General features: G+C 62.1%; 18 protein-coding genes. 4 read left to right on the plus strand and 14 right to left on the minus strand.

The genetic code is table 11. From position 1 onward, the window contains the following. Nucleotides 1–189: 189 nt before the first annotated feature. The 11 genes from galE to rpoZ all read right to left on the minus strand — a co-directional run bounded on the left by galE (nt 190) and on the right by rpoZ (nt 12,188). Nucleotides 190–1,185, minus strand: a complete 996-nt coding sequence (galE, locus tag BSG19_RS12540) for a UDP-glucose 4-epimerase GalE (protein ID WP_092988250.1) — start codon at nt 1,183–1,185, stop codon at nt 190–192. A 66-nt stretch (nt 1,186–1,251) separates the two neighbouring features. Next, nucleotides 1,252–3,570 carry a Tex family protein gene (locus BSG19_RS12545; protein WP_092988252.1) on the minus strand — a complete coding sequence of 773 codons (2,319 nt, stop codon included), beginning with the start codon at nt 3,568–3,570 and terminating at the stop codon, nt 1,252–1,254. A 75-nt stretch (nt 3,571–3,645) separates the two neighbouring features. Beyond that, entirely contained in the window at nt 3,646–4,647 is a 1,002-nt protein-coding gene (locus tag BSG19_RS12550; protein ID WP_092988254.1) for a glutathione S-transferase family protein, read from the minus strand. Nucleotides 4,648–4,765: 118 nt separating this feature from the next. Beyond that, a complete protein-coding gene (gene era / locus BSG19_RS12555) occupies nt 4,766–5,758 on the minus strand; it encodes a GTPase Era (RefSeq protein ID WP_092988492.1) in 993 nt (330 codons plus the stop codon). A gap of 105 nt (nt 5,759–5,863) precedes the next feature. Beyond that, nucleotides 5,864–6,574, minus strand: a complete 711-nt coding sequence (gene rnc / locus BSG19_RS12560) for a ribonuclease III (protein WP_092988256.1) — start codon at nt 6,572–6,574, stop codon at nt 5,864–5,866. After that, complete coding sequence (gene lepB / locus BSG19_RS12565) at nt 6,574–7,317, minus strand: signal peptidase I (RefSeq protein ID WP_092988258.1); 744 nt, start codon at nt 7,315–7,317, stop codon at nt 6,574–6,576. The genes rnc and lepB overlap by 1 nt, the downstream gene beginning before the upstream one ends. Before the next feature lie 163 nt (nt 7,318–7,480). Next, complete coding sequence (acpS, locus tag BSG19_RS12570; RefSeq protein WP_092988260.1) at nt 7,481–7,900, minus strand: holo-ACP synthase; 420 nt, start codon at nt 7,898–7,900, stop codon at nt 7,481–7,483. A gap of 31 nt (nt 7,901–7,931) precedes the next feature. Then, complete coding sequence (locus BSG19_RS12575; RefSeq protein WP_244529220.1) at nt 7,932–8,531, minus strand: DUF2062 domain-containing protein; 600 nt, start codon at nt 8,529–8,531, stop codon at nt 7,932–7,934. A 431-nt stretch (nt 8,532–8,962) separates the two neighbouring features. After that, nucleotides 8,963–9,115 (minus strand): DUF3563 domain-containing protein, encoded by a 153-nt coding sequence (locus BSG19_RS12580; RefSeq protein WP_092988262.1) that lies wholly within the window; start codon nt 9,113–9,115, stop codon nt 8,963–8,965. Between the two features lie 138 nt (nt 9,116–9,253). Continuing rightward, nucleotides 9,254–11,482, minus strand: coding sequence for a RelA/SpoT family protein (locus BSG19_RS12585; RefSeq protein WP_092988264.1), 2,229 nt, complete (start codon nt 11,480–11,482; stop codon nt 9,254–9,256). 301 nt (nt 11,483–11,783) lie between these two features. Next, nucleotides 11,784–12,188: a DNA-directed RNA polymerase subunit omega gene (gene rpoZ, locus BSG19_RS12590; RefSeq protein WP_092988266.1), complete on the minus strand. Its 405-nt coding sequence runs from the start codon at nt 12,186–12,188 to the stop codon at nt 11,784–11,786. 65 nt (nt 12,189–12,253) lie between these two features. Between rpoZ and BSG19_RS25720 the strand changes: the two genes are divergently transcribed. After that, a complete protein-coding gene (locus tag BSG19_RS25720) occupies nt 12,254–12,439 on the plus strand; it encodes a hypothetical protein (protein ID WP_139274761.1) in 186 nt (61 codons plus the stop codon). Between the two features lie 249 nt (nt 12,440–12,688). After that, the gene (locus BSG19_RS12595) at nt 12,689–13,267 is read left to right on the plus strand and encodes a LabA-like NYN domain-containing protein (protein WP_092988494.1); all 579 of its coding nucleotides are present in this window, start codon (nt 12,689–12,691) and stop codon (nt 13,265–13,267) included. A gap of 212 nt (nt 13,268–13,479) precedes the next feature. Here BSG19_RS12595 and smpB read toward each other — a convergent pair whose 3' ends face one another. Both smpB and dapA read right to left on the minus strand, forming a co-directional pair. Then, on the minus strand, nt 13,480–13,956 hold the full coding sequence (smpB, locus tag BSG19_RS12600) for an SsrA-binding protein SmpB (RefSeq protein WP_092988268.1): 477 nt from the start codon (nt 13,954–13,956) through the stop codon (nt 13,480–13,482). Then, nucleotides 13,956–14,840 carry a 4-hydroxy-tetrahydrodipicolinate synthase gene (gene dapA, locus BSG19_RS12605; protein WP_092988270.1) on the minus strand — a complete coding sequence of 295 codons (885 nt, stop codon included), beginning with the start codon at nt 14,838–14,840 and terminating at the stop codon, nt 13,956–13,958. Before dapA ends, smpB begins: the two co-directional genes overlap by 1 nt. A 319-nt stretch (nt 14,841–15,159) precedes the next feature. Between dapA and BSG19_RS12610 the strand changes: the two genes are divergently transcribed. Continuing rightward, nucleotides 15,160–17,295, plus strand: coding sequence for a lytic transglycosylase domain-containing protein (locus BSG19_RS12610; RefSeq protein ID WP_092988272.1), 2,136 nt, complete (start codon nt 15,160–15,162; stop codon nt 17,293–17,295). A gap of 112 nt (nt 17,296–17,407) precedes the next feature. Then, entirely contained in the window at nt 17,408–18,301 is an 894-nt protein-coding gene (locus BSG19_RS12615) for an alpha/beta fold hydrolase (RefSeq protein ID WP_092988274.1), read from the plus strand. Between the two features lie 122 nt (nt 18,302–18,423). Here the strand turns inward: BSG19_RS12615 and BSG19_RS12620 are convergent, their stop codons facing one another. Next, a complete protein-coding gene (locus tag BSG19_RS12620) occupies nt 18,424–19,488 on the minus strand; it encodes a porin (RefSeq protein ID WP_092988276.1) in 1,065 nt (354 codons plus the stop codon). Nucleotides 19,489–20,042 lie beyond the last annotated feature (554 nt).

The following is a 20,042-nucleotide window of genomic DNA, read 5'->3' on the forward strand; positions in this document are numbered from 1 at the left end:
CCAAAAAAAGACGACCCTTTAACGACATATCCTAATATGCCGGGGAATGGACACCTAAAATATGGTCCGCGACAACCAACTTCATGACGTCCCGCATGTTGCAGGCACGATCGGACATCTCTCGGCATGCAGACATGCTGAGGAGATCCATTCGGCGGCCAGGGGACTGCTACGATTCGACCGATGACATCAGTCGGCGGCGTTCCGCCGCGAGAGACGGTCTTCCCATTCCAGGGCGTGACGGACGATCACGTCGAGATCGTCGTATTCCGGCACCCACCCGAGTTCCTTCATGGCGAGAGCCGGGTTCGCGACGATCATCGCCGGGTCGCCTGCGCGGCGGGCAGCAAACTCGACGGCAAGATCCGACCCGTTGACCCGCTTGACGGTATCGAGAACCTCGAGCACCGAGAAACCGTGGCCGTAACCGCAATTGGCCACCAGGGAGCCTCCCCCGGCGCGCATGCGCTGCAAAGCCTTCAGATGCGCCTGCACCAGATCCCAGACATGAATGTAGTCGCGCACGCAGGTGCCATCCGGCGTCGGGTAGTCCGTGCCGAAAACGCTCATGGACGGACGCTTGCCGAGCGCCACGGCGCAGGCGATCTTGATCAGATGCGTCGATGTCTTGGAGGACTGGCCGGACCGCCCCTTGGGGTCGGCACCCGCCACGTTGAAGTAGCGCAGCACCGTATAGGTCAGGTCGTGCGCCACGGCAGCGTCGCGCAGCATGATTTCCGTCATCAGCTTCGAGGAACCATAGGGCGATTCCGGGCGCAGCTGCACCGTTTCCGTCACGGGCTCCAGCACCTCCGGCGTGCCATAGACGGCAGCCGTGGAGGAGAAGACAAAATGCGGGATGCCGGCCTCGACGACGCTGGCGATGAGCGCGCGCGACTTGACGGTGTTGTTCTCGTAATAGCCGAGCGGATCGCTGACACTGTCGGGCACGACGATCGATCCAGCGAAGTGGATGACGGCATCGATGGTGTTTTCCGAGAAGATCCGCGACAGCAGCGCCGCATCCGCGATGTCGCCCTCGTACATCTGCGCTTCCGGCGCAATCGCCCAGCGGAAACCAGTGGAAAGCCGGTCGATGACGACGACCTCTTCCCCCGCCTCCAGAAGCGCCCATACCATATGGCTGCCGATATAGCCGCCACCGCCCGTTACCAATACTGCCATGCTTTCCTCACGTCGGTTCCTGCATCAGGTATGAAACGCCTGCCGAAAAATGACAAGCGTCGCGCGCTACGTCCGCTTTGCCGCCCGCAACAGCGCCTCGCCCAGCGCGCCGGTGGCTGCCGGCGTTGGCTTCTCCTGCTTGCTCGGGCGATGATCGCGCCGGGGCTCCGCCGGAGATGCAGGCCGCCCGCCCGCCTCGCCGCCATCCTTGCGCATGGTGAGACCGATGCGCTTGCGCGGAACGTCCACTTCCGTCACGCGCACCTTCACGACGTCGCCGGCCTTCACCACCTCATGCGGATCCTTCACGAACCGGTCGGCGAGTTGCGACACGTGCACGAGCCCATCCTGATGGACGCCGATATCCACGAAGGCGCCGAAGGCTGCGACATTGGTCACCGTGCCCTCCAGCAGCATGCCGGGTTTCAGGTCCTTGATGTCGTCGATACCGTCGGCAAACGTGGCGGTCTTGAAACTCGGACGCGGGTCGCGGCCGGGCTTTTCGAGTTCCGACAGGATGTCGCGAATGGTCGGCAGACCGAAACGGTCGTCCACGAAGGCCTTAGGGTCGAGCGATTTCAGAAGCTGGGAATCGCCCATGACGGCGCGGACATCGCGGCCGCAGGCGGAAATGATCTTCTTGGCGACGCCATAGGCTTCCGGGTGGACCGAGGAGGCATCCAGCGGCTCCTTGCCGCCGGGAATACGCAGGAAGCCGGCGCATTGTTCGAAGGTGCGTGCACCGAGGCGCGGGACCGTCTTCAGCTCCGTGCGGGTCTTGAACGGTCCGATCGCGTCGCGATGTGCGACGATCGCTTCCGCCGTCGAGCGGCTGAGGCCGGACACGCGCGACAGAAGCGGCGCGGATGCCGTGTTCAGATCGACGCCGACGGCATTCACCGCATCTTCCACCACGGCATCCAGCGAGCGGCTCAGGCGTCCCTGATCGACATCATGCTGGTATTGCCCGACACCGATGGATTTCGGTTCGATCTTCACGAGTTCGGCGAGCGGGTCCTGCAGCCTGCGGGCGATGGAGACGGCACCGCGCAGCGAGACATCGAGCGTCGGAAACTCGTCGGCTGCAGCCTGCGAGGCCGAGTAGATCGAGGCGCCGGCTTCGGACACGATGACCTTGGTGGGCTTCTGGCCCGGCAAGGTCGCGAGCATATCGGCGACCAGCCGCTCGGTCTCGCGGCTGCCCGTACCGTTGCCGATGGAGATCAGCTCAACCTTGTGCCGGGCGACGAGCTTGGCGATTTCGGCCTGCGCGCCGCGCACATCGTTCTTCGGCGGAAAGGGATAGACGGTGGTCGTTTCCAGCAGCTTGCCGGTTCCATCCACGACGGCCACCTTCACACCGGTGCGAATGCCAGGATCGAGGCCCATCGTGGCGCGGGAGCCGGCCGGGGCCGCCAGCAGCAGGTCCTTGAGGTTTCGGGCGAAGACGTGGATCGCCTCCTCCTCGGCCCGTTCGCGCAGTTCACGCATCAGATCGAGCGACAGGGACATGGAGAGCTTGACGCGCCATGTCCAGCGGATCACCTCCATCAGCCACTGGTCGCCGGGCAGGCTGCCGAGCTGATAGGCAGCCGCAATGATGCTCTCCACGGGCTTCACGGGAGACGGATCGGCCTCGTCCACGACGATATCGACCGAGAGGATTTCCTCGTTCCAGCCGCGCAGCATGGCCAGCGCCCGATGGCCGGGCGCCGTCGCCCAGCGTTCGGAATGGTCGAAATAATCGGAGAACTTGGCGCCGGCCGCTTCCTTGCCGGCGACGACCTTTGCGCGGAGATAGGCACCATTGCGCATATGGCCGCGCAGACGGCCGAGCAGGTCGGCATTCTCCACGATGCCTTCGGCAACGATGTCGCGCGCGCCTTCGAGCGCTGCCTTCACATCCGGAACGTCGACCGTGAGGAAGGAGGCGGCGCGCTCGGCGGGCGCAATGCGGCGATCGAGAAGGATCGATTCGGCGAGCGGTCCGAGCCCTTTTTCGCGGGCGATCTCGGCTTTCGTGCGGCGCTTCGGCTTGTAGGGGAGATAGATGTCCTCAAGCTCGGCCTTCGTCGTAACGGCGGCGATCTTGCGCTCGAGGTCGTCGGTCAGCTTGCCCTGACCACGGATCGACTCGACGATGGAGTTTCGCCGCGCCTCCAGTTCTCGCAGGTAAACCAGCCGCTCGGCGAGCGTGCGCAACTGCGTGTCGTCAAGACCGCCGGTGACTTCCTTGCGGTAGCGGGCGATGAAGGGCACCGTCGCCCCGCCATCCAGAAGGTCGACGGCCGAGACGACCTGCGCCTGTGTCGCCTTGATCTCCTGCGCGATCAGAAGGGCAATCGGCGGAACCGTCCGCCTGGACGTCTGAGCTGGCTGCGACATGAGGCGCGATCTCCTGTTTCCGAATCGGGCGGACCATAGAGAGATCGAGCGGGAACGCCAAGCGCGAGAGCGTGGTCAGGCGCGCTGCACGATCCCCTCGCCCGTAAGCCCGTCCCGGCTTGGCGGGCCGATGAGATCGAGATCCGGCCCGAGCGGCACGATGCCTGTCGGGTTGATGTGAGCGATCGAATAATAACCGCGCTTGATATGGTCGATCCGCACGGTCTCCGCGATGCCGGGCCACTGATAGATGTCGCGGAGATAGGCCTGAAGATGCGGGTAATCGGCGATGCGGCGCAGGTTGCACTTGAAGGCGCCGTGATAGGCCGCGTCGAAGCGCACCAGCGTCACGAACAGGCGGATATCGGCTTCCGTCAGATGGCGGCCGGCGACATAGCGGTTCCTCGACAGATGCGCCTCAAGCGTATCGAGGGTGGCGAAGACGCCTCTGGCGGCCTCTTCATAGGCTGCCTGCGTGCGGGCGAAGCCGGCGCGATAGACGCCGTTGTTGAGCGTGTCGTAGATCAGCGTGTTCCAGCGGTCGATCTCGGGGCGGAGGCGTTCCGGGTAGAGATCGCCACGGTCTCCCGTCAGATCGTCAAAGCCAGCGTTTAGAATGCGCAGGATGTCGGCGGACTCGTTGTTGACGATACGGCCTTCAACGCGGTCCCAGAGGACGGGCACGGAAACCTTGCCGGTGTAATGGGGATCGGACGCCGTATAGAGTTCGTGCTGGTAGCGGACACGGCCGACGCGAGGCCCGGCATCGGCGGGCGGGTCGTAGGTCCAGCCGTTCTCTCCGAGTTCCGGCTCCGATATGGCAACGGGAATGACGTCCGTCAGGCCCTTGATGCTGCGCATCATCAATGTTCGGGAGGCCCAGGGGCAGATATAGGCGACGAACAGCTGAAAACGTCCGGGCTCGGCCTTGAGCGCCGGCTGGCCCTCAGGTCCCGGGCTGCCGTCCGGGGTGATCCAGCTGCGAAAGCTGGTCGGCTCGCGGTGAAAGGCGCCGCCTTTCATCTCGCCGGCGGCAACGTCGCCTTTTTCCCAAACCCCGTTTACGAGTTGCGGCATCGTCCGTCTCCTTGCACCTGATCTGCATCTTGAGATGCCATGGAGCACGAGACCGGAAAAGCCGCGCAGGACGGGACGGAGCGTTCACCGAATCGCATGGTCTCTCCGTCGTTTTACATCAGCGGGGGAATTCCAGCCCCATCTCGCGGAAGCGCTCGGGGTCGTCGCCCCAGTTTTCGCGCACCTTGACGAAGAGGAAGAGGTGGACCGGCTGCTCCAGGATTTCTGAGATTTCCTTGCGCGCCGCCATGGAGATCGCCTTGATCGCATCGCCATTCTTGCCGAGCGCGATCTTCTTCTGGCTGTCGCGCTCCACATAGATCACCTGCTCGATCCGAACCGAGCCATCCTTCTTTTCCTCCCAGCCCTCGGTTTCCACATGCGAGGAATAGGGAAGCTCCTGATGGAGGCGCAGGAACAGTTTTTCGCGGGTGATCTCGGCGGCCAGCTGGCGCATGGGCAGATCGGAGATCTGGTCTTCCGGGTAGTACCAGGGTCCCTCCGGCAGTGCTGCCGCCAGATAGTCCATGACATCCTCGCAGCCGGAGCCGGTCAGCGCGGAGATCATGAAGGTCCGCTCGAAGGGAACCACCTCGTTGGCGGCGGACGCCAGCTGAAGCAGCACGTCGCGGGAGACCTGATCGATCTTGTTGAGCACGAGGATCTTCGGCTGGTGGACCTCCTTCAGCCCCTCCAGAATCATCTGCGCATCGCCCTTCAGCCCGCGCTCGCTGTCGACCAGCAGCATGATGAAATCCGCGTCCTTGGCACCGCCCCAGGCGGTGGTCACCATGGCACGGTCGAGCCTGCGGCGCGGCTTGAAGATGCCGGGCGTATCCATGAACACGATCTGCGCGCGGTCGTGGATGGCGATGCCGCGCACGATGGCGCGCGTCGTCTGCACCTTGTGGCTGACGATCGACACCTTGGCGCCGACCAGCCGGTTGACGAGCGTCGACTTGCCGGCGTTCGTGGCACCGATCATGGCGACGAAGCCGGAATGCGTCGGCCCCTTATCCTGCGAAACATCCGTTGCCGTTTCGGCTTCGACTGCTGCGTCCTGCCCGCTCGCGGCAGAATCCTTGTGATCTTCGGTCATCATATCCGTCAATTCGTTGAGGGCCGGCGTGTCTGCCGGCGTGAGTATGAACCGCAATCGCTTCCGCGACCAGAGGCTTGAAAAAGGTTCGTGTCGGGAGGGATCAGGCGTCCGTGGTCAAGGGCCGGTCGTTGCCCAGACCCCTTCCCGCTCCAGAATGCGGGTCGCGGCGGTCTGTTCGGCGGCCCGTTTCGAGCGGTCGATCCCCGTCTCGGGTGCAACGCCGGGAATGATCACCGTCACCGTGAAGCGAGGATCATGATCCGGGCCGGATCGGTCGTCCACACGATATTGCGGCGCGACGCCGAACTTCGCATGCGACCACTCCTGCAACTCCGTCTTGGCATCCCTGCGGGCACCGTCGGCGCGCGTCGCGCGGGCCTTCCAGTGCTTGAGCACGAAGCCGCGAGCAGCGTCCAGCCCGCCATCGAGATAGATGGCGGCGATAAGGGCTTCCACGACGTCGGCGCGGATGTTGAGTACATGCTTGCCGGAGAGCTTCTTGACGTCGGCCCCGGCGCGAATGAAGCGGTGGAGCTCGATGTCGTCGGAGATGGCGGCGCAGCTTTCCGCGCTGACCAGCTGGTTCAGCCGCACCGACAACTCGCCTTCGTTCGCCGTTTTAAACGTCTGGAACAGCAGCTCCGCGACGCAGAGACCAAGCACGCGATCGCCGAGAAACTCCAGCCGCTCATAGTCCGAACCGCCGGAATTGCGGGCGCTCGAATGCGTCAGTGCGCGGTCGAGCCGGACCTTGTCGGTGAAGACATAGCCGAGGGTTTCTTCCAGGCGCTCGCGCTCCTGCAACCCCAGATCGCGCGGCTTCATTACTTCAGGACCTTGAACAGTCGGTCGTAGCGCAGGTTTGCCGGCCACTTCCAGATTTCCAGGAAGGAGGTGTCATGCCCGAGCGAGAAGAAGATCAGGCTGGCGCGACCGACGAGGTTTTCCGCCGGCACGTAACCGACGTCAAAACGGCTGTCGGCGGAATTGTCGCGGTTGTCGCCCATCATGAAGTAATGACCTTCCGGCACCACGAATTCGCGGGTGTTATCGCCACGCGAATCCGGAAACTGGTCCAGCGTGTCGAAGCTGACGCCATTATCGAGCGTCTCGCGGAAGACAGGAACGTCGGCGCCGGTGTCGTACTGGTCGTCGGCACGGAAGACGCCGTCGGGCGCGCGGGCGACTTCCTTATCGTTGACGTAAAGGATGGAGTTGCGCACCTGCACCCGGTCGCCGGGCAGGCCGATGACGCGCTTGATGTAGTCGATCTCGGGATTGGGCGGGAAACGGAATACGGCGATATCGCCGCGCTTCGGGTCACTGCCGAAAATGCGGCCGCTGAAGAGATCGGGCGAGCGCGGCAGCGAGTATTTCGAATAGCCGTAGGCGAACTTGTTGACGAAGATGTAATCGCCCACGAGCAGCGTCGGCATCATCGAGCCGGAAGGAATCGTGAAGGGCTGGAAGAGCACGGTCCGGATCACGAGGGCCAGAAGCAAGGCCTGGATAATGACCTTCACGTTCTCCCAGAGGCCACTTTCCTTCTTTGCGATTTTTTCTGCCACGCCCGTCTATCCTTGTTTGCCGCTGACCGGCGCTTGTTGTCGTTTGAATGCCGTTGGTCTGCAGGGTCCGTGGCGCCCGCGTCGAGCCTGGGCCCGATCGGGCTCAAGCGCTCTTGCGAACGCGCGCTCCGTCAGGCGCCGCCAACCTCGACGTGGCCATCCTCTAGCCGCTAACGTCTTCCGGAGCAACGGGCAGCGCCTCTATTATGACGAAGGCCTGCGCCAGCGGATCGTCGTCCGTGATCGTCAGGTGCACGACGGCGCGATGGCCGTGCGGAAGCATGCTCGCCAGGCGAAGGGCGGCGCCGCCGGTCAGCACCATCGTCGGCTTGCCGCCGGGCAGATTGACGACGCCCATGTCCTTCCACAAAACACCCTGCCCGATCCCGGTTCCCAAAGCCTTGGAACAGGCCTCCTTCGCCGCGAAACGCTTGGCATAGGACGCCGACCGGTTTTTTCGGCCTTCGGATTTCGCGATTTCCACCTCGGTGAAGCAGCGCTGGATAAAGCGCTCGCCGAAACGGTTGAGCGAATTGTCGATGCGGCGAATGTCGATGAGGTCGCTGCCAAGGCCGATGATCATGAAAACCTGATGGATGCAAAGAGTTGATGGACTACGCCGCTTGCGACGCCTTGAGCTTTTCGGCGAGACGCGACACGCGCCGGGACTGGAACAGCCGGGCCGCATAGAAGGAGCCGATGTAGAAGACGACCGCGCTGCCGGCCGCCAGCGGCAGGCTGCCAAGCAACAGGGGCTTCAGCACAGGACCCCAAAGCTCGGCAAGTTGCAGATGCGTCAGCATGTGCAACATATCCTCGCCATCGAGCGGCGCGTGGGCGCCCGAGCCAAGGATCGCCGTGCCGATCTCGTAGCTCGTCGCGAGAATGACGGGGATCGTCAACGGATTGGCGAGCGTCGTTGCGATACCGGCCGCAATTAGGTTGCCGGACAAGAGGTAGGCTGCGGCAAGCGCGAGCAGAATGTGAAAGCCCACGAAGGGCGTGGCCGACGATGCGGCCCCGGCCGCAACGCCCATGGCGATGGAATGGGGCGACGAGGACAGGCGCAGGATGCGCAGCGCCAGATAGCGCAGGCCGCGGGTGAACCCCTTGCGCGGCCAGACCAGCTCGCGGAGCCGGGCTGAGAACGATGCGGGCTGACGACGTTTGAATACCATGATGCCGTGATAGACGATGCCCGTGTGGCCGTACAATGGCAATTCGGAGCAATCTCGACGCAGGTGCAGCATTTCCGCAAGGTCACGTTGCTTGCGGACGATCCCGAGCCCGGCACCAGCATCCTGTCTTGCCTATGGTCTGGACTAAAAACTGCGAGGACGGCGGCGACGGCAATGCCGATAGCGATCGATCCGCGAAGTCCCGGCGATGCATCTGTGAAACGGAGATCGCGGCGGACGCAGGCCCCGCAAAGGGCGCACCGCACGACGATCCCCGACCGCTCGTCGATGTCGGATCATCATGAACCGTCATCGTTCGAGCATTTCCGGGTGAGCCGCCATCATGGCCGCGTCCTGCCGGAAAAGGTTGAGGCTTTACTTTCCTACGCCGCTCGAACGCAGCTTGCGCAGGTCAGCCCTGCACGAGGCGCAAGGCTCGGATGTCTGCCTGGTTCGAATGAACGGGCTCAGAAGCCGTTGCGGAAGAGGCCGCGGTCGATCTGACGCTGGCGATATTCCAGGTCGATGCGGTCGGACGAGCCATTGAGGTAGCTCAGTTCGCGTTCTGCGGCCGACAGGGGGCGCAGGGCGCCGGTAAGCTTCTTGATCTGCTTGAACATTGGTAAACCTTTCTTCGTTTACCTCCCGAGCCAGAACATAAGCGTATCGTTGCCTTTCCACCAGCGCGGGGTTCGGCGGGCAGCCATGCGGACGGCGCATACCGTTATTGCCGTCCGCCCATATCGCAGGCACATTGCTCAGAGAAAGACGCGCTTCACCGTGGAGACGACCGGCAGGTCCTTCAGCTGGGTCAGCATATGGTTCAGCTGGCGAAGATCCCAAACCTCGAGATCGAGCAGCAACTCGCTGAAATCGGCGGCGATCGGCCCCATGGTGATGGCGCGGATGTTGATGTCGCCGGTGGCCAGCGACTGGGCGATATCGGCCAGCGTTCCCGGCTCGTTCAGCGCGTTCACCTGCACGCGCACCATGAAGCGGGTGTTGTTCGCCTGGTCGAGATCCCAGCGCACATCGATCCAGCGCTCCGATTCGTCGTCGAACTGCTGCAGGCTCGGCGACTGGATCGGGTAGATGGTGATCCCCTTGTCCTTCTCCATGATGCCGACGATGCGGTCGCCGGGCACGGCGCCGGAGGCGCTGAAGTGGACGAAAGCGTTGCCCGAAAGGCCGCGGATCGGCAGATCTTCCGGCCCGCCGGCATCGATGGCGGTGGCACTCTCCTTGGAATGGCCCGGAATCTTGAACGCCATGCCGGCGGCAGAGCGCATGGCGAACCAGCCGTCGTCCGTCGAGGGCTTCGGCGTGACCCGCTCGTCCTGATGGTCGGGATGCATGGCGCGCAGCACGTCGAGAGAGGAAAGCTCTCCGCGGCCGACGGCGGCAATAGCGTCCTCGACCTCCTTCTGGCCGAGCCGGTGCAGGATCGGCTTCATCGCCTCGCGGGAGAACGGCTTGCCGGCGCGCTCGAATGTACGCTCCAGAATGCGATAGCCGAGCCCGGAATATTGTTTGCGGATGGCGGCCTTGGTCGCGCGGCGGATAGCGGCGCGGGCCTTGCCCGTGACGACGATTTCCTCCCAGGCGGCCGGAGGCACCTGTATCCCCGACCGGACGATCTCGACCTCGTCGCCATTGGCGAGCCGCGTGACCAGCGGCATGATCCGCCCGTTGATCTTGGCGCCGACGCAGGTGTCGCCGATATTGGTATGGACCGCATAGGCGAAATCGATCGGCGTGGCGCCGCGCGGCAAGGCGATCAGCTGGCCCTTGGGCGTGAAGCAGAAGACCTGATCCTGAAAAAGCTCGAGCTTGGTATGCTCCAGAAACTCTTCCGGGTTGTCGCCTTCCGCCAGCGCCTCGATGGTGCGGCGCAGCCAGGAATAGGCGTTAGAGGTCGGCGACAGCTTGACGTCGCCCTGCTGCGTCTCTGCGCCATCCTTGTAGAGCGTATGCGCCGCGATGCCGTATTCCGCGATCTCATGCATGCGCCGCGTGCGGATCTGCAGCTCGATGCGCTGGCGCGACGGGCCGACGATGGTGGTGTGAATCGACTGGTAGTCGTTCTGCTTCGGCGTCGAGATGTAATCCTTGAACCGGCCCGGGACGACGCGCCAGCGGGTGTGCACGATGCCGAGTGCGCGGTAGCAGGCGGGAATATCCTCGACGATCACCCGGAAGCCCCAGACATCGGAGAGTTGCTCGAAGGACAGGGACTTCGACTGCATCTTGCGGAAGACGGAATAGGGCTTTTTCTGCCGGCCCTTGACGTTGATGCCGGTCAGACCCTTGGCGGCAAGCAGATCGCCCAGTTCGTCCTCGATCTTCTTGATCAGCCCCTCGTTGCGCGCCGACAGCTCGTCCAGCCGCTGCGTCACGGTTTCGAAGGCATCGGGATTGATGTGCCGGAAGGAGAGGTTTTCCAGCTCCTCGCGCATATCGTGCATGCCCATGCGACCGGCCAGCGGCGCATAGATCTCCATCGTCTCCTCGGAGATCCGCGCACGCTTTTCCGCCGACATATGGTCGAGCGTGCGCATGTTGTGCAACCGGTCGGCAAGCTTGACGAGGAGAACGCGAACATCGTCCGAGATGGCCAACAGCAGCTTGCGCAGATTTTCCGCCTGCTTGGCCTTGCGGCTCACGAGATCGAGCTTCTTGATCTTGGTCAGGCCCTCGACCAGAGCGCCGATATCCTCGCCGAAGAGATCGTCGATCTCCGCCCGCGTCGCCGTCGTATCCTCGATGGTATCATGCAGCAGCGCCACCGCGATCGTCGCTTCGTCGAGGTGCATCTCGGTCAGGATGGCCGCAACTTCCAGCGGATGCGAAATATAAGGATCGCCGCTGGCGCGCTTCTGCTGGCCATGCTTCTGCATGGCGTAGACATAGGCCTTGTTGAGCAGTGCCTCGTTGACGTCGGGCTTGTATTTCTGAACCCGTTCAACGAGTTCATATTGGCGCATCATGCGTGTGCGGCTCCGCGGGGGCTGTGTTTCCGAGGCTTCACTCCTTCAATGGAAATCCATTTAAATCATGACGCGACGGCAACGGAAAGCATGCTGGATGCTTTCCAAAGCGATTCTTCCAGTATGTCGTGTTGCTACCGTAGATTTTCCACGATCGAAATCGCCCGCGTTACAGATTTTCGCACCCTATTGCCGCAGCGGCACCTCAGCGAGGCGACCGCAGGATCGTTCATGACGATGAAAACGACAAAGCGCCGGACGATGCCGGCGCTTCCAAGGCTCTGCGATCCCGGTCGAACGATCAGTAGTCGTCGCTCTTCTCCGGGGGAACGAGACCCTCGATGCCGGCAAGCAGTTCTTCTTCCGTCATACGGTCGAAGGTCACGGCCTCTGGCTGGTCATCGTCTTCGGAAGCGTCGGCGAAGGTGGCCGAGCTGCCGCCGGTGATCGACGCCGGATCTGCTTCGGGCTCGTCGACCTCGACGTGCTTCTGCAACGAATGGATCAGGTCCTCCTTGAGGTCGCCCGGAGACAGCGTCTCGTCGGCGATCTCGCGCAGCGCCACGACCGGGTTCTTGTCGTTGTCGCGATCGATGGTGATCGCCGCGCCCTGGGAGATCAGGCGCGCACGGTGGCTGGCAAGGAGCACGAGCTCAAAGCGGTTGTCGACCTTGTCGATGCAATCTTCGACCGTAACGCGGGCCATTGCGTATCCTTCGATGGTTTCAAGCGCCGGAGGCGGCAAAAGCCGCCCCGCCCGCGCAGATATTGATGACGAGAGCGATCGACGCCGAAGCGGCATTCCGGCTCTCGAGAACGGATTGGTTGCCGGATACAGCCATTGGCCTGAAAATTCAAGTTTTTCATGACGGCACGCGCGATAAAGGGGTGACGACACCAGTAGTATTACTACGCCGCCATATCGCGGAAATTGCAAATGTCCAATTGCAACATTAGGCTTGCATGAAAAGAAAACAGTTTACCGCAAATTTAGGGCTTCGTTTTCCATGTTGATGCGGCCATCAGCGATCGTGACTAGTGAGCCGGGAAAATTTGTGCTCGAACGAGGTTTGTCCTCTATCGAACTTTTCTCTCGATCCCCGGTACGATAAGGACAATAATCATGATGCCCCCGGCATGCACTTGTTTTTCCGTCTGATGATAGATGGAAAAGATTTGCGCCCTCGCCGGACTGAAGGAATGCCGATGTTCGATCCTCGCGAAAAAATAGCCCTCTTTATCGACGGCGCGAACCTGTACGCCGCCTCGAAAAGCCTTGGTTTCGACATCGATTATCGTAAGCTTTTGAAAGCTTTCCAGAAGCGGGGCTATCTTCTGCGGGCCTATTATTACACGGCGCTGATCGAGGATCAGGAATACTCGTCGATCCGCCCTCTGATCGACTGGCTGGACTACAACGGCTACAAGGTCGTGACGAAGCCCGCCAAGGAATTTACCGATTCGCTCGGGCGCCGGAAGATCAAGGGTAACATGGACATCGAACTTGCCATCGATGCCATGGAGCAATCGGAAACCGTGGATCACCTCGTGATCTTTTCGGGAGACGGCGACTTCACGACGCTTGTGGAGGCTTTGCAGCGCAAGGGGCGGAAGGTGTCCGTGGTGTCCACCATGTCGACCCAGCCGCCGATGATCGCCGACGACCTGCGTCGCCAGTCGGACCATTTCATCGACCTTCTCAGTCTCAAGGCTGAAATCGGACGCGACCCGTCCGAACGGCCATCGCGCGCCGTCGAGCCGGCGCATCAGGACGACCTGAACTGATACGAGCATTGAAGGACAGTAGGGTATGTCCGGTGAACACGGGCTCACCATAAAGACCCTGGTCATTTGTTTTCGAAGCATCATCCGACGCCGAAGCGATGACGCTTCGGCTGGAAATGCTCTGGCGTTCCAATGATAGCGGAATCGCTTTCGCGTCGCAAAACACTGCAAAAGATCGGCACACCGGGCGCCGATCTCCATGACTGCGAGCGTCAGCCGTCCTTCAGAAGACGGCTTTTCTGGCGGTTCCAGTCACGCTCTTTTTCACTTTCCCGCTTGTCGTGCAGCTTCTTGCCCTTACCGAGCGCCAGCTCGAGCTTGGCGCGCCCCTGATCGTTGAAATAGATCTTCAGCGGGATCAGCGACATGCCTTCACGGTTCACGGCGCCCTGAAGACGGTTCACCTCGCGCTTCGACAGGAGAAGCTTGCGGCGGCGGCGCGGCTCGTGATTGAAACGGTTGGCCTGCAGATATTCCGGAAGATAGGAATTGATCAGCCAGATCTCGCCGCCCTCGTCCGTCGCGTAGGACTCGGCAATATTGGCCTTGCCCTCCCGCAGCGACTTCACCTCGGTGCCGGTCAGCACCAGACCGGCCTCGTACGTGTCGAGGATCTCGTAATTATATCGCGCCTTGCGATTTTCGGCGACGATCTTGCGAACGGTTCGCTCGCTGCCCTTCGGAGCCATCAGTTCAACAGCCCTGCATGCACGAGCGCTGCCTCGATCGCGCTTTCGGTAGCGGGCTCGAGCGATGACATCAACGGCGAGCGGACATGACGGCTCATGCCCCGCAGCCGGTCCAGTGCAAACTTCGAGCCGCAAACGCCCGGCTCCATGAAGATGGCCTTATGCAGCGGCATAAGCTGGTCCTGATAGGCGAGCGCCTTGGCAAAATCGCCAGCCAGCGTCGCCTCCTGGAACGCGGCGCAAAGGCGCGGCGCGACATTGGCCGTAACCGAAATGCAGCCGACGCCGCCATGCGCGTTGAAGCCGAGTGCCGTCGCGTCTTCCCCGGAAAGCTGGACGAAATCCGCACCGCAGGTGATGCGCTGCTCGGATACGCGCTCGATCTTGCCGGTCGCATCCTTCACGCCGACAATCGATGGATAGGCCTTGCGCAGGGCACCCATGGTTTCCGGCGTCATGTCGATGACCGAGCGACCTGGAATGTTGTAGATGACGAGCGGAAGCTTGACCGCCTCGGCGATCGCGGAAAAATGGGCGAAAAGCCCCTTCTGCGTCGGCTTGTTATAATATGGTGTCACGACGAGGATACCATCGGCTCCAGCCTTTTCGGCATGCTGGGCAAGCTCGATGGCCTCGCGGGTGTTGTTGGACCCGGCACCGGCGATGACGGGAACGCGCCCGCCGACGGCCTCGATGCAGAGTTCGACAACGCGCTTGTGCTCGGCATGCGAAAGAGTGGGGGATTCGCCTGTCGTTCCCACGGGAACGACACCATGGCTACCCTCCGAGATGACCCACTGGACGTGATCGACGAATGCAGCTTCGTCCACGGCGCCGGCTGGCGTGAACGGGGTAACGAGAGCGGGAATGGATCCCTTGAACATGCACGACTCCTGACGGCGCGCGGGCACTGGAGACCCATGCTTCGGCCGCATTTCACGGTTAGAAAATTGCCGGCACCTTAATCGCACCGATCTCCGGCGGCAAGCATTGACTGGTCGCGACGATGCAGAGCGGAACGTATGAAGTGGCCTCGGGGGTTGAGGCGGTTCAGGCAGTTCACGCTGATTTTTTGATGACGACACAATGATGGTTCCGGACAATTTCCAGTTCCTGGACCGACTTAATCTTTCGTTAGGATCTCGCTTGCCAAATGAGGTAGGATTGCAAAACGGCGGGTTGATCATGGGCGGGAAAGTTTTCATGCGTGGTGCCATCCACAGAACGCTGCTCGTCGCGTTGGGTGTCTCCACGCTTGGCCTCGGCGCACTCCTTGTTCCGGGTCTCGCCGCGCAGGCGGAACCAGCCAGCGTCCCCCTTCCCCGCGCGCGCGCAACGGCCGTTTCGTCCGCCGCAGAGGCGTTTGTTCCCGTTCCCAAGGCGCCGGCTGCCTTCAGCGGCATGACGGACGGCGGCATTACCGGCGCGATCCCGCGCAGCAGCATTCCTGTTTCCGTTGCAGCTCTCAAGGACGGTCTGGATGCTCTTGCCAATCGCGATCCCGTACGTGCGATCGCCGTGCGCGATGCCATGGGCGAGGATACGCTCGACCGGCACATTCTGACCTGGGCCATCGCGCAATCGACACAGAAGGGTATTCCTTCTTACGAAATCGCGCGTGCTCAGCAGGAACTCAAGGGCTGGCCCGGCCTGAGCGGACTGCGTGCCAGCTCCGAACGGGCGCTCTACCGGGAGAACCCCTCGCCGAAGGACATATTGGCGGCCTTCGGAAGCACAGCGCCGGAGACATCGGAAGGCACGTTGATCCTCGCGCGGGCGCTGGTTGCCAAAGGCGACACGCAGCAGGCCGCGACCCGACTTCGCGGGCTCTGGGCGACGAAGACGCTGGACGCCGCGATGGAAACCAAAGTTCTTGCGGAATTTCCGAGCTTGCTGACGACGGCGGACCACAAGCGCCGCATGGAAATGCTGCTCTATCGCGGTCGCTTCGAGCAGGCGACGCGCTTCAGCGATCTCGGCAAGGCGCAATCGCTCTATCGCGCCTGGATCGCCATGTCGAAGAAGGCTGCGAATGCAGACGCGCTGATTGCCGCCGTCGATCCGTCCTGGCGCAACGACCCGGCCTTTCTGTTCGTGCGGATCGAGCAACTGCGCAAGCAGGAGAAGTACGACGCAGCAGCAAAGCTACTGTCGCAATTGCCTAAGGACCCCGAACGGCTGATCGATACGGGGGAATGGTGGGTAGAGCAGCGGATCATCAGCCGGGGACTCGCCGATGCCGGAGATTTCCGTGGCGCCTACCGCGTTGCCGCCGCGCATGCGGCCACGGATGCCGCCGATGTGGTCGATGCGGAGTTCCATGCCGGGTGGTACGCGCTGCGCGGTCTTCAGGACGGGAAGACCGCAGCGGTCCATTTCGAGCGCATCCTCAAGGCATCGAACCGCCCGATCTCGGTTTCGCGCGCCTATTACTGGCTCGGTCGCGCCGCCGAGAAGGGCGGTCCCGGCCAGGCCAAGGCCTACTATGCCAAAGCAGCCGCGCTGTCCGGCACGTTCTACGGGCAGCTGGCCAGCGCGAAGCTCGGCCGGAAGACGCTGAACGTCACCTATCCCAGCCCGACGGCCGATGACCGAACGCGGTTCGAGAGCCGGGAAGCCGTTCGCGCAATCGCGCGGCTGGAAGCAGCCGGTCATGGATGGCGCGCGGACGGGCTCTATCTCGCTCTTGCCGACAACCTCACCAATCCGGGCGAGCTGGCGATTCTCTCGTCCCGCGCAGAGAAGACGCGGACGCACAGCCTTGCGCTTCAGGTCGGCAAGCTCGCCTTCGGCCGCGGCATCGATGTGGCAGCCCTCGCCTTTCCCCTCGGCGTCATACCGGGCACGGCCAACATTTCAGGCTCCGGCAAGGCGCTCGCCTATGCCATTGCGCGGCAGGAAAGCGCGTTCAACCCCGCTGCGGTATCGCCGGCCAATGCCCGCGGCCTGCTGCAGATCCTGCCGACGACGGCAAAGCTCGTCGCCAGTCGCCACGGCATCCCCTACTCCAAGGAGCGGCTGACGACGGACGCAGGATATAATGCGACGCTTGGCGCCCATTATCTCGGCGAGCAGATCAATGATTTCGGCGGCTCCTACATTCTGACCTTCATCGCCTACAATGCGGGTCCTCGCCGCGTGCCCGAATGGATCGGCCGCTATGGCGATCCGCGTGGCAAATCGATCGACGAGGTGGTCGACTGGATCGAACGCATCCCGTTTGCCGAAACGCGCAATTACGTGCAGCGGGTCATGGAGAATTATCAGGTCTATAAATCCCGCCTCGGGCAAAGCGCCGATATCGTCGAGGATCTCCGCATGGGACGCCAGTCGTCCTGATCGGCCGGTCTTTCGGCTCTCCTGCCTTCATTTTGCCTTCGCATGGGTCCCCCCTATAAGAAGAGACGTGTGAAACGGCGGAGCGAAACGGACCTCCGCGAAGGGAGGCGATATGGACAGGAACGGAATCGGCGAGCATTTCATTCGGGTCCGGGATGGGCTGACGCTGTTTGCAGCGGAGTATCCCGCCATTCGCCGTCGCTCAGATGGCAACATTCCCCTGCCCGTTGTCTGCCTTCCCGGGCTCAGCCGTAATTCCCGCGACTTTCATGGCTTTGCCCGAACCGTCTCAAGCGATCCGGAAATGCCGCGACGCGTCATCGCGATCGATTATCGCGGGCGTGGGAGGTCTGATTGGGACGCGGACCCGAGCCGCTACCAGCTCTCCGTCGAGGCGGGCGACGTTCTGGAGATCTGCAGCGCGCTCGACATCAATGCGGCCATTTTCGTCGGAACGTCGCGCGGCGGCTTGATCCTCCACCTTCTGGCCGGCATGGCGCCCGGGCTTTCACAGGCCAACATTCTCAACGATATCGGACCCGTGATCGAAATCGGCGGGCTACTCGCCATCGCGCGCTATCTCAACGACGAAGGACGCTACACATCCTGGCGCGCGGCCGCCATGGCGTTGAAGATGCTGCACGGACCTGCCTTTCCGGCGCTGGAGGCAGCCGACTGGGACGACATGGCCGAAAGCCTCTATCGCGAGACGGACGGCGCTATCGTGCCCGACTTCGACCCCGCGCTCGTTGCACCGCTCCTCGAACTCTCGGCGGAAACGCCTCCTGCCGATCTCTGGCCCCTCTTCGATCGCCTGCGGGAGAAGCCACTTATGGTGATCCGCGGCGAGACATCGTCACTTCTCTCGCAGAACACCGTTTCGGATATGGCCCGTCGCCATTCCGGAATGCAGGCGCTGACGGTGCCCGGCCAGGGGCATGCCCCCCTCCTCCACCTCCCCGGCGTCATCGAGCCGATCTCTAGGTTCATGGCGGCGGTCGGATAATCTGCGATCGAGGCGACGAATGCCGTACTGGCACTGTCGTCATGCGCCTTGTCTCGTCTTCAAACGAAAAAACCCGGCATCACTGCCGGGTTTTCCATCAATGACCGTGAGGTCAAGTGATATTAGAAGTCGCGCTGCAGACGCAGGAAACCAGTCCACTGGTTGTCGTCGCTGCCGGTAACCTGGTTGTTCGAACCTTCGGCATCCGTGTAGTTGACGGTAGCGAGGGTACGCAGGCCTTCGGTGATCTTGTAGCCGGCCGTTACACCAACGCGCCATGCATCGACGTCGTTGAATGCAGCGGAGCTGCCGGTGCGGTAGATGTTGCCGAAGTACTGAGCAGCCGGGGTGATCGTCAGCTTGTCAGTTGCCTTGATGGCGTATTCAGCAGCAACGGTCCACTCGGATACATCCCAGTAGTAGTTTGCGTCGGTTGCGTAGATACCGCCGAGGCCAAGCGTGCCCGGGCCGATTTCAGCCGTGACGAGAGCGCGGAAAGCAGCTTCTTCAGCGTTGAAGTCGTAGCTGCCGATAGCCTGAACGTTGAAGCCACCGAGCGTGCCGCCGAGCAGACCGCTCAGACCGATGTCGTTGTTGCCTTCGCCGTCCTGAGGAACGCCGAACGTGTTGGTTGCGCTTTCGAGTTCTTCAGCAGCGATACCAGCGCGGAACGTGCCACCGTCGTAGGTGTAACGAACGCCGTTCAGTGTCGTGTCGTTGGTGTTCAGGAAGTCCGTTTCGCCGGAGAGATCGTCGTCCCACCAGGTGTAGTAGTTACCAACGTCGAAGCCAGCGATGTTGATCCAGGCTGCATCGAGGTATGCGCCGGAGTCGCTGTTGACGTTGTTGCCGTTGTCCGTCTGAGCGCGGAGAACGATGTAGGACGACAGCGTGCCGTATTCCGTGTCGTTCTTGGCAGTGATTTCGAGCTGGCCACGCGTGAAGGCGTTCAGTTCGTTGTCGTTGCCGCGAGCATCGTCATACTCGAGCTGTGTACGGACGTAACCGCTGATCTTCAGGCAGGTTTCCGTGCCCGGGATGTAGAAGTAGCCGGTGCCGAAAGCGTCGCAAACGCGAACGTATTCCATTGCTTCCGGTTCAGCAGCGACGATAGCGTCGGCAGCGTGTGCGCCGGATACTGCTGCGAGAGCGGCAGCGGAGCCGAGAAGAAGGCTCTTAATGTTCATTTCTGACCTCCAGTCAAAAGTTTAAAACGGGTCTGGGTATTTTGCTGAAGGACAGCGTTCCCTGCCCCATCCCCAACACTTCAGAAGTTGGCGATCAACCGCCCGTGCTTCTGGATTTGAAAATACCTGACCCGGCCGATGGCGCAATCACCAACTTGCTATCCCGCCTCCTTTCGTCAGCCCTTCCGCATGTCCTGTTGCTGAAACGACACAAAATGGCCATCCGGGCGCTAAAGTCTTAAGAAGACCTTAAGAAAATCCTTTGTTGCGAAGAGCTTAGCCCGGCCGCAGCTTGCGCGAAACATGTCAAAAGCGGTGCAAAACAGGGGCTGGAGGGCATTCCGCATAGGCTGCAGCGCATCCAGCTGATGACATGGCGTGCTTCGAGCGGATGCAGCGCGTCACCTGACCGGCTTCGAGAATCGTTTCCGGCAGATGATTCCCTGAGAATCGTTTTCCGGAAGCCGCCCCTCCAGCCGGCAGACGTCGAAGAAACATCGGCATGCCCCGGATCGCCGCCCAGGTGCGATGTGCTCGACGGGAGCAGCAAAATC

The organism is Rhizobium sp. NFR03 (assembly GCF_900111275.1).
GTDB lineage: Bacteria > Pseudomonadota > Alphaproteobacteria > Rhizobiales > Rhizobiaceae > Ferranicluibacter.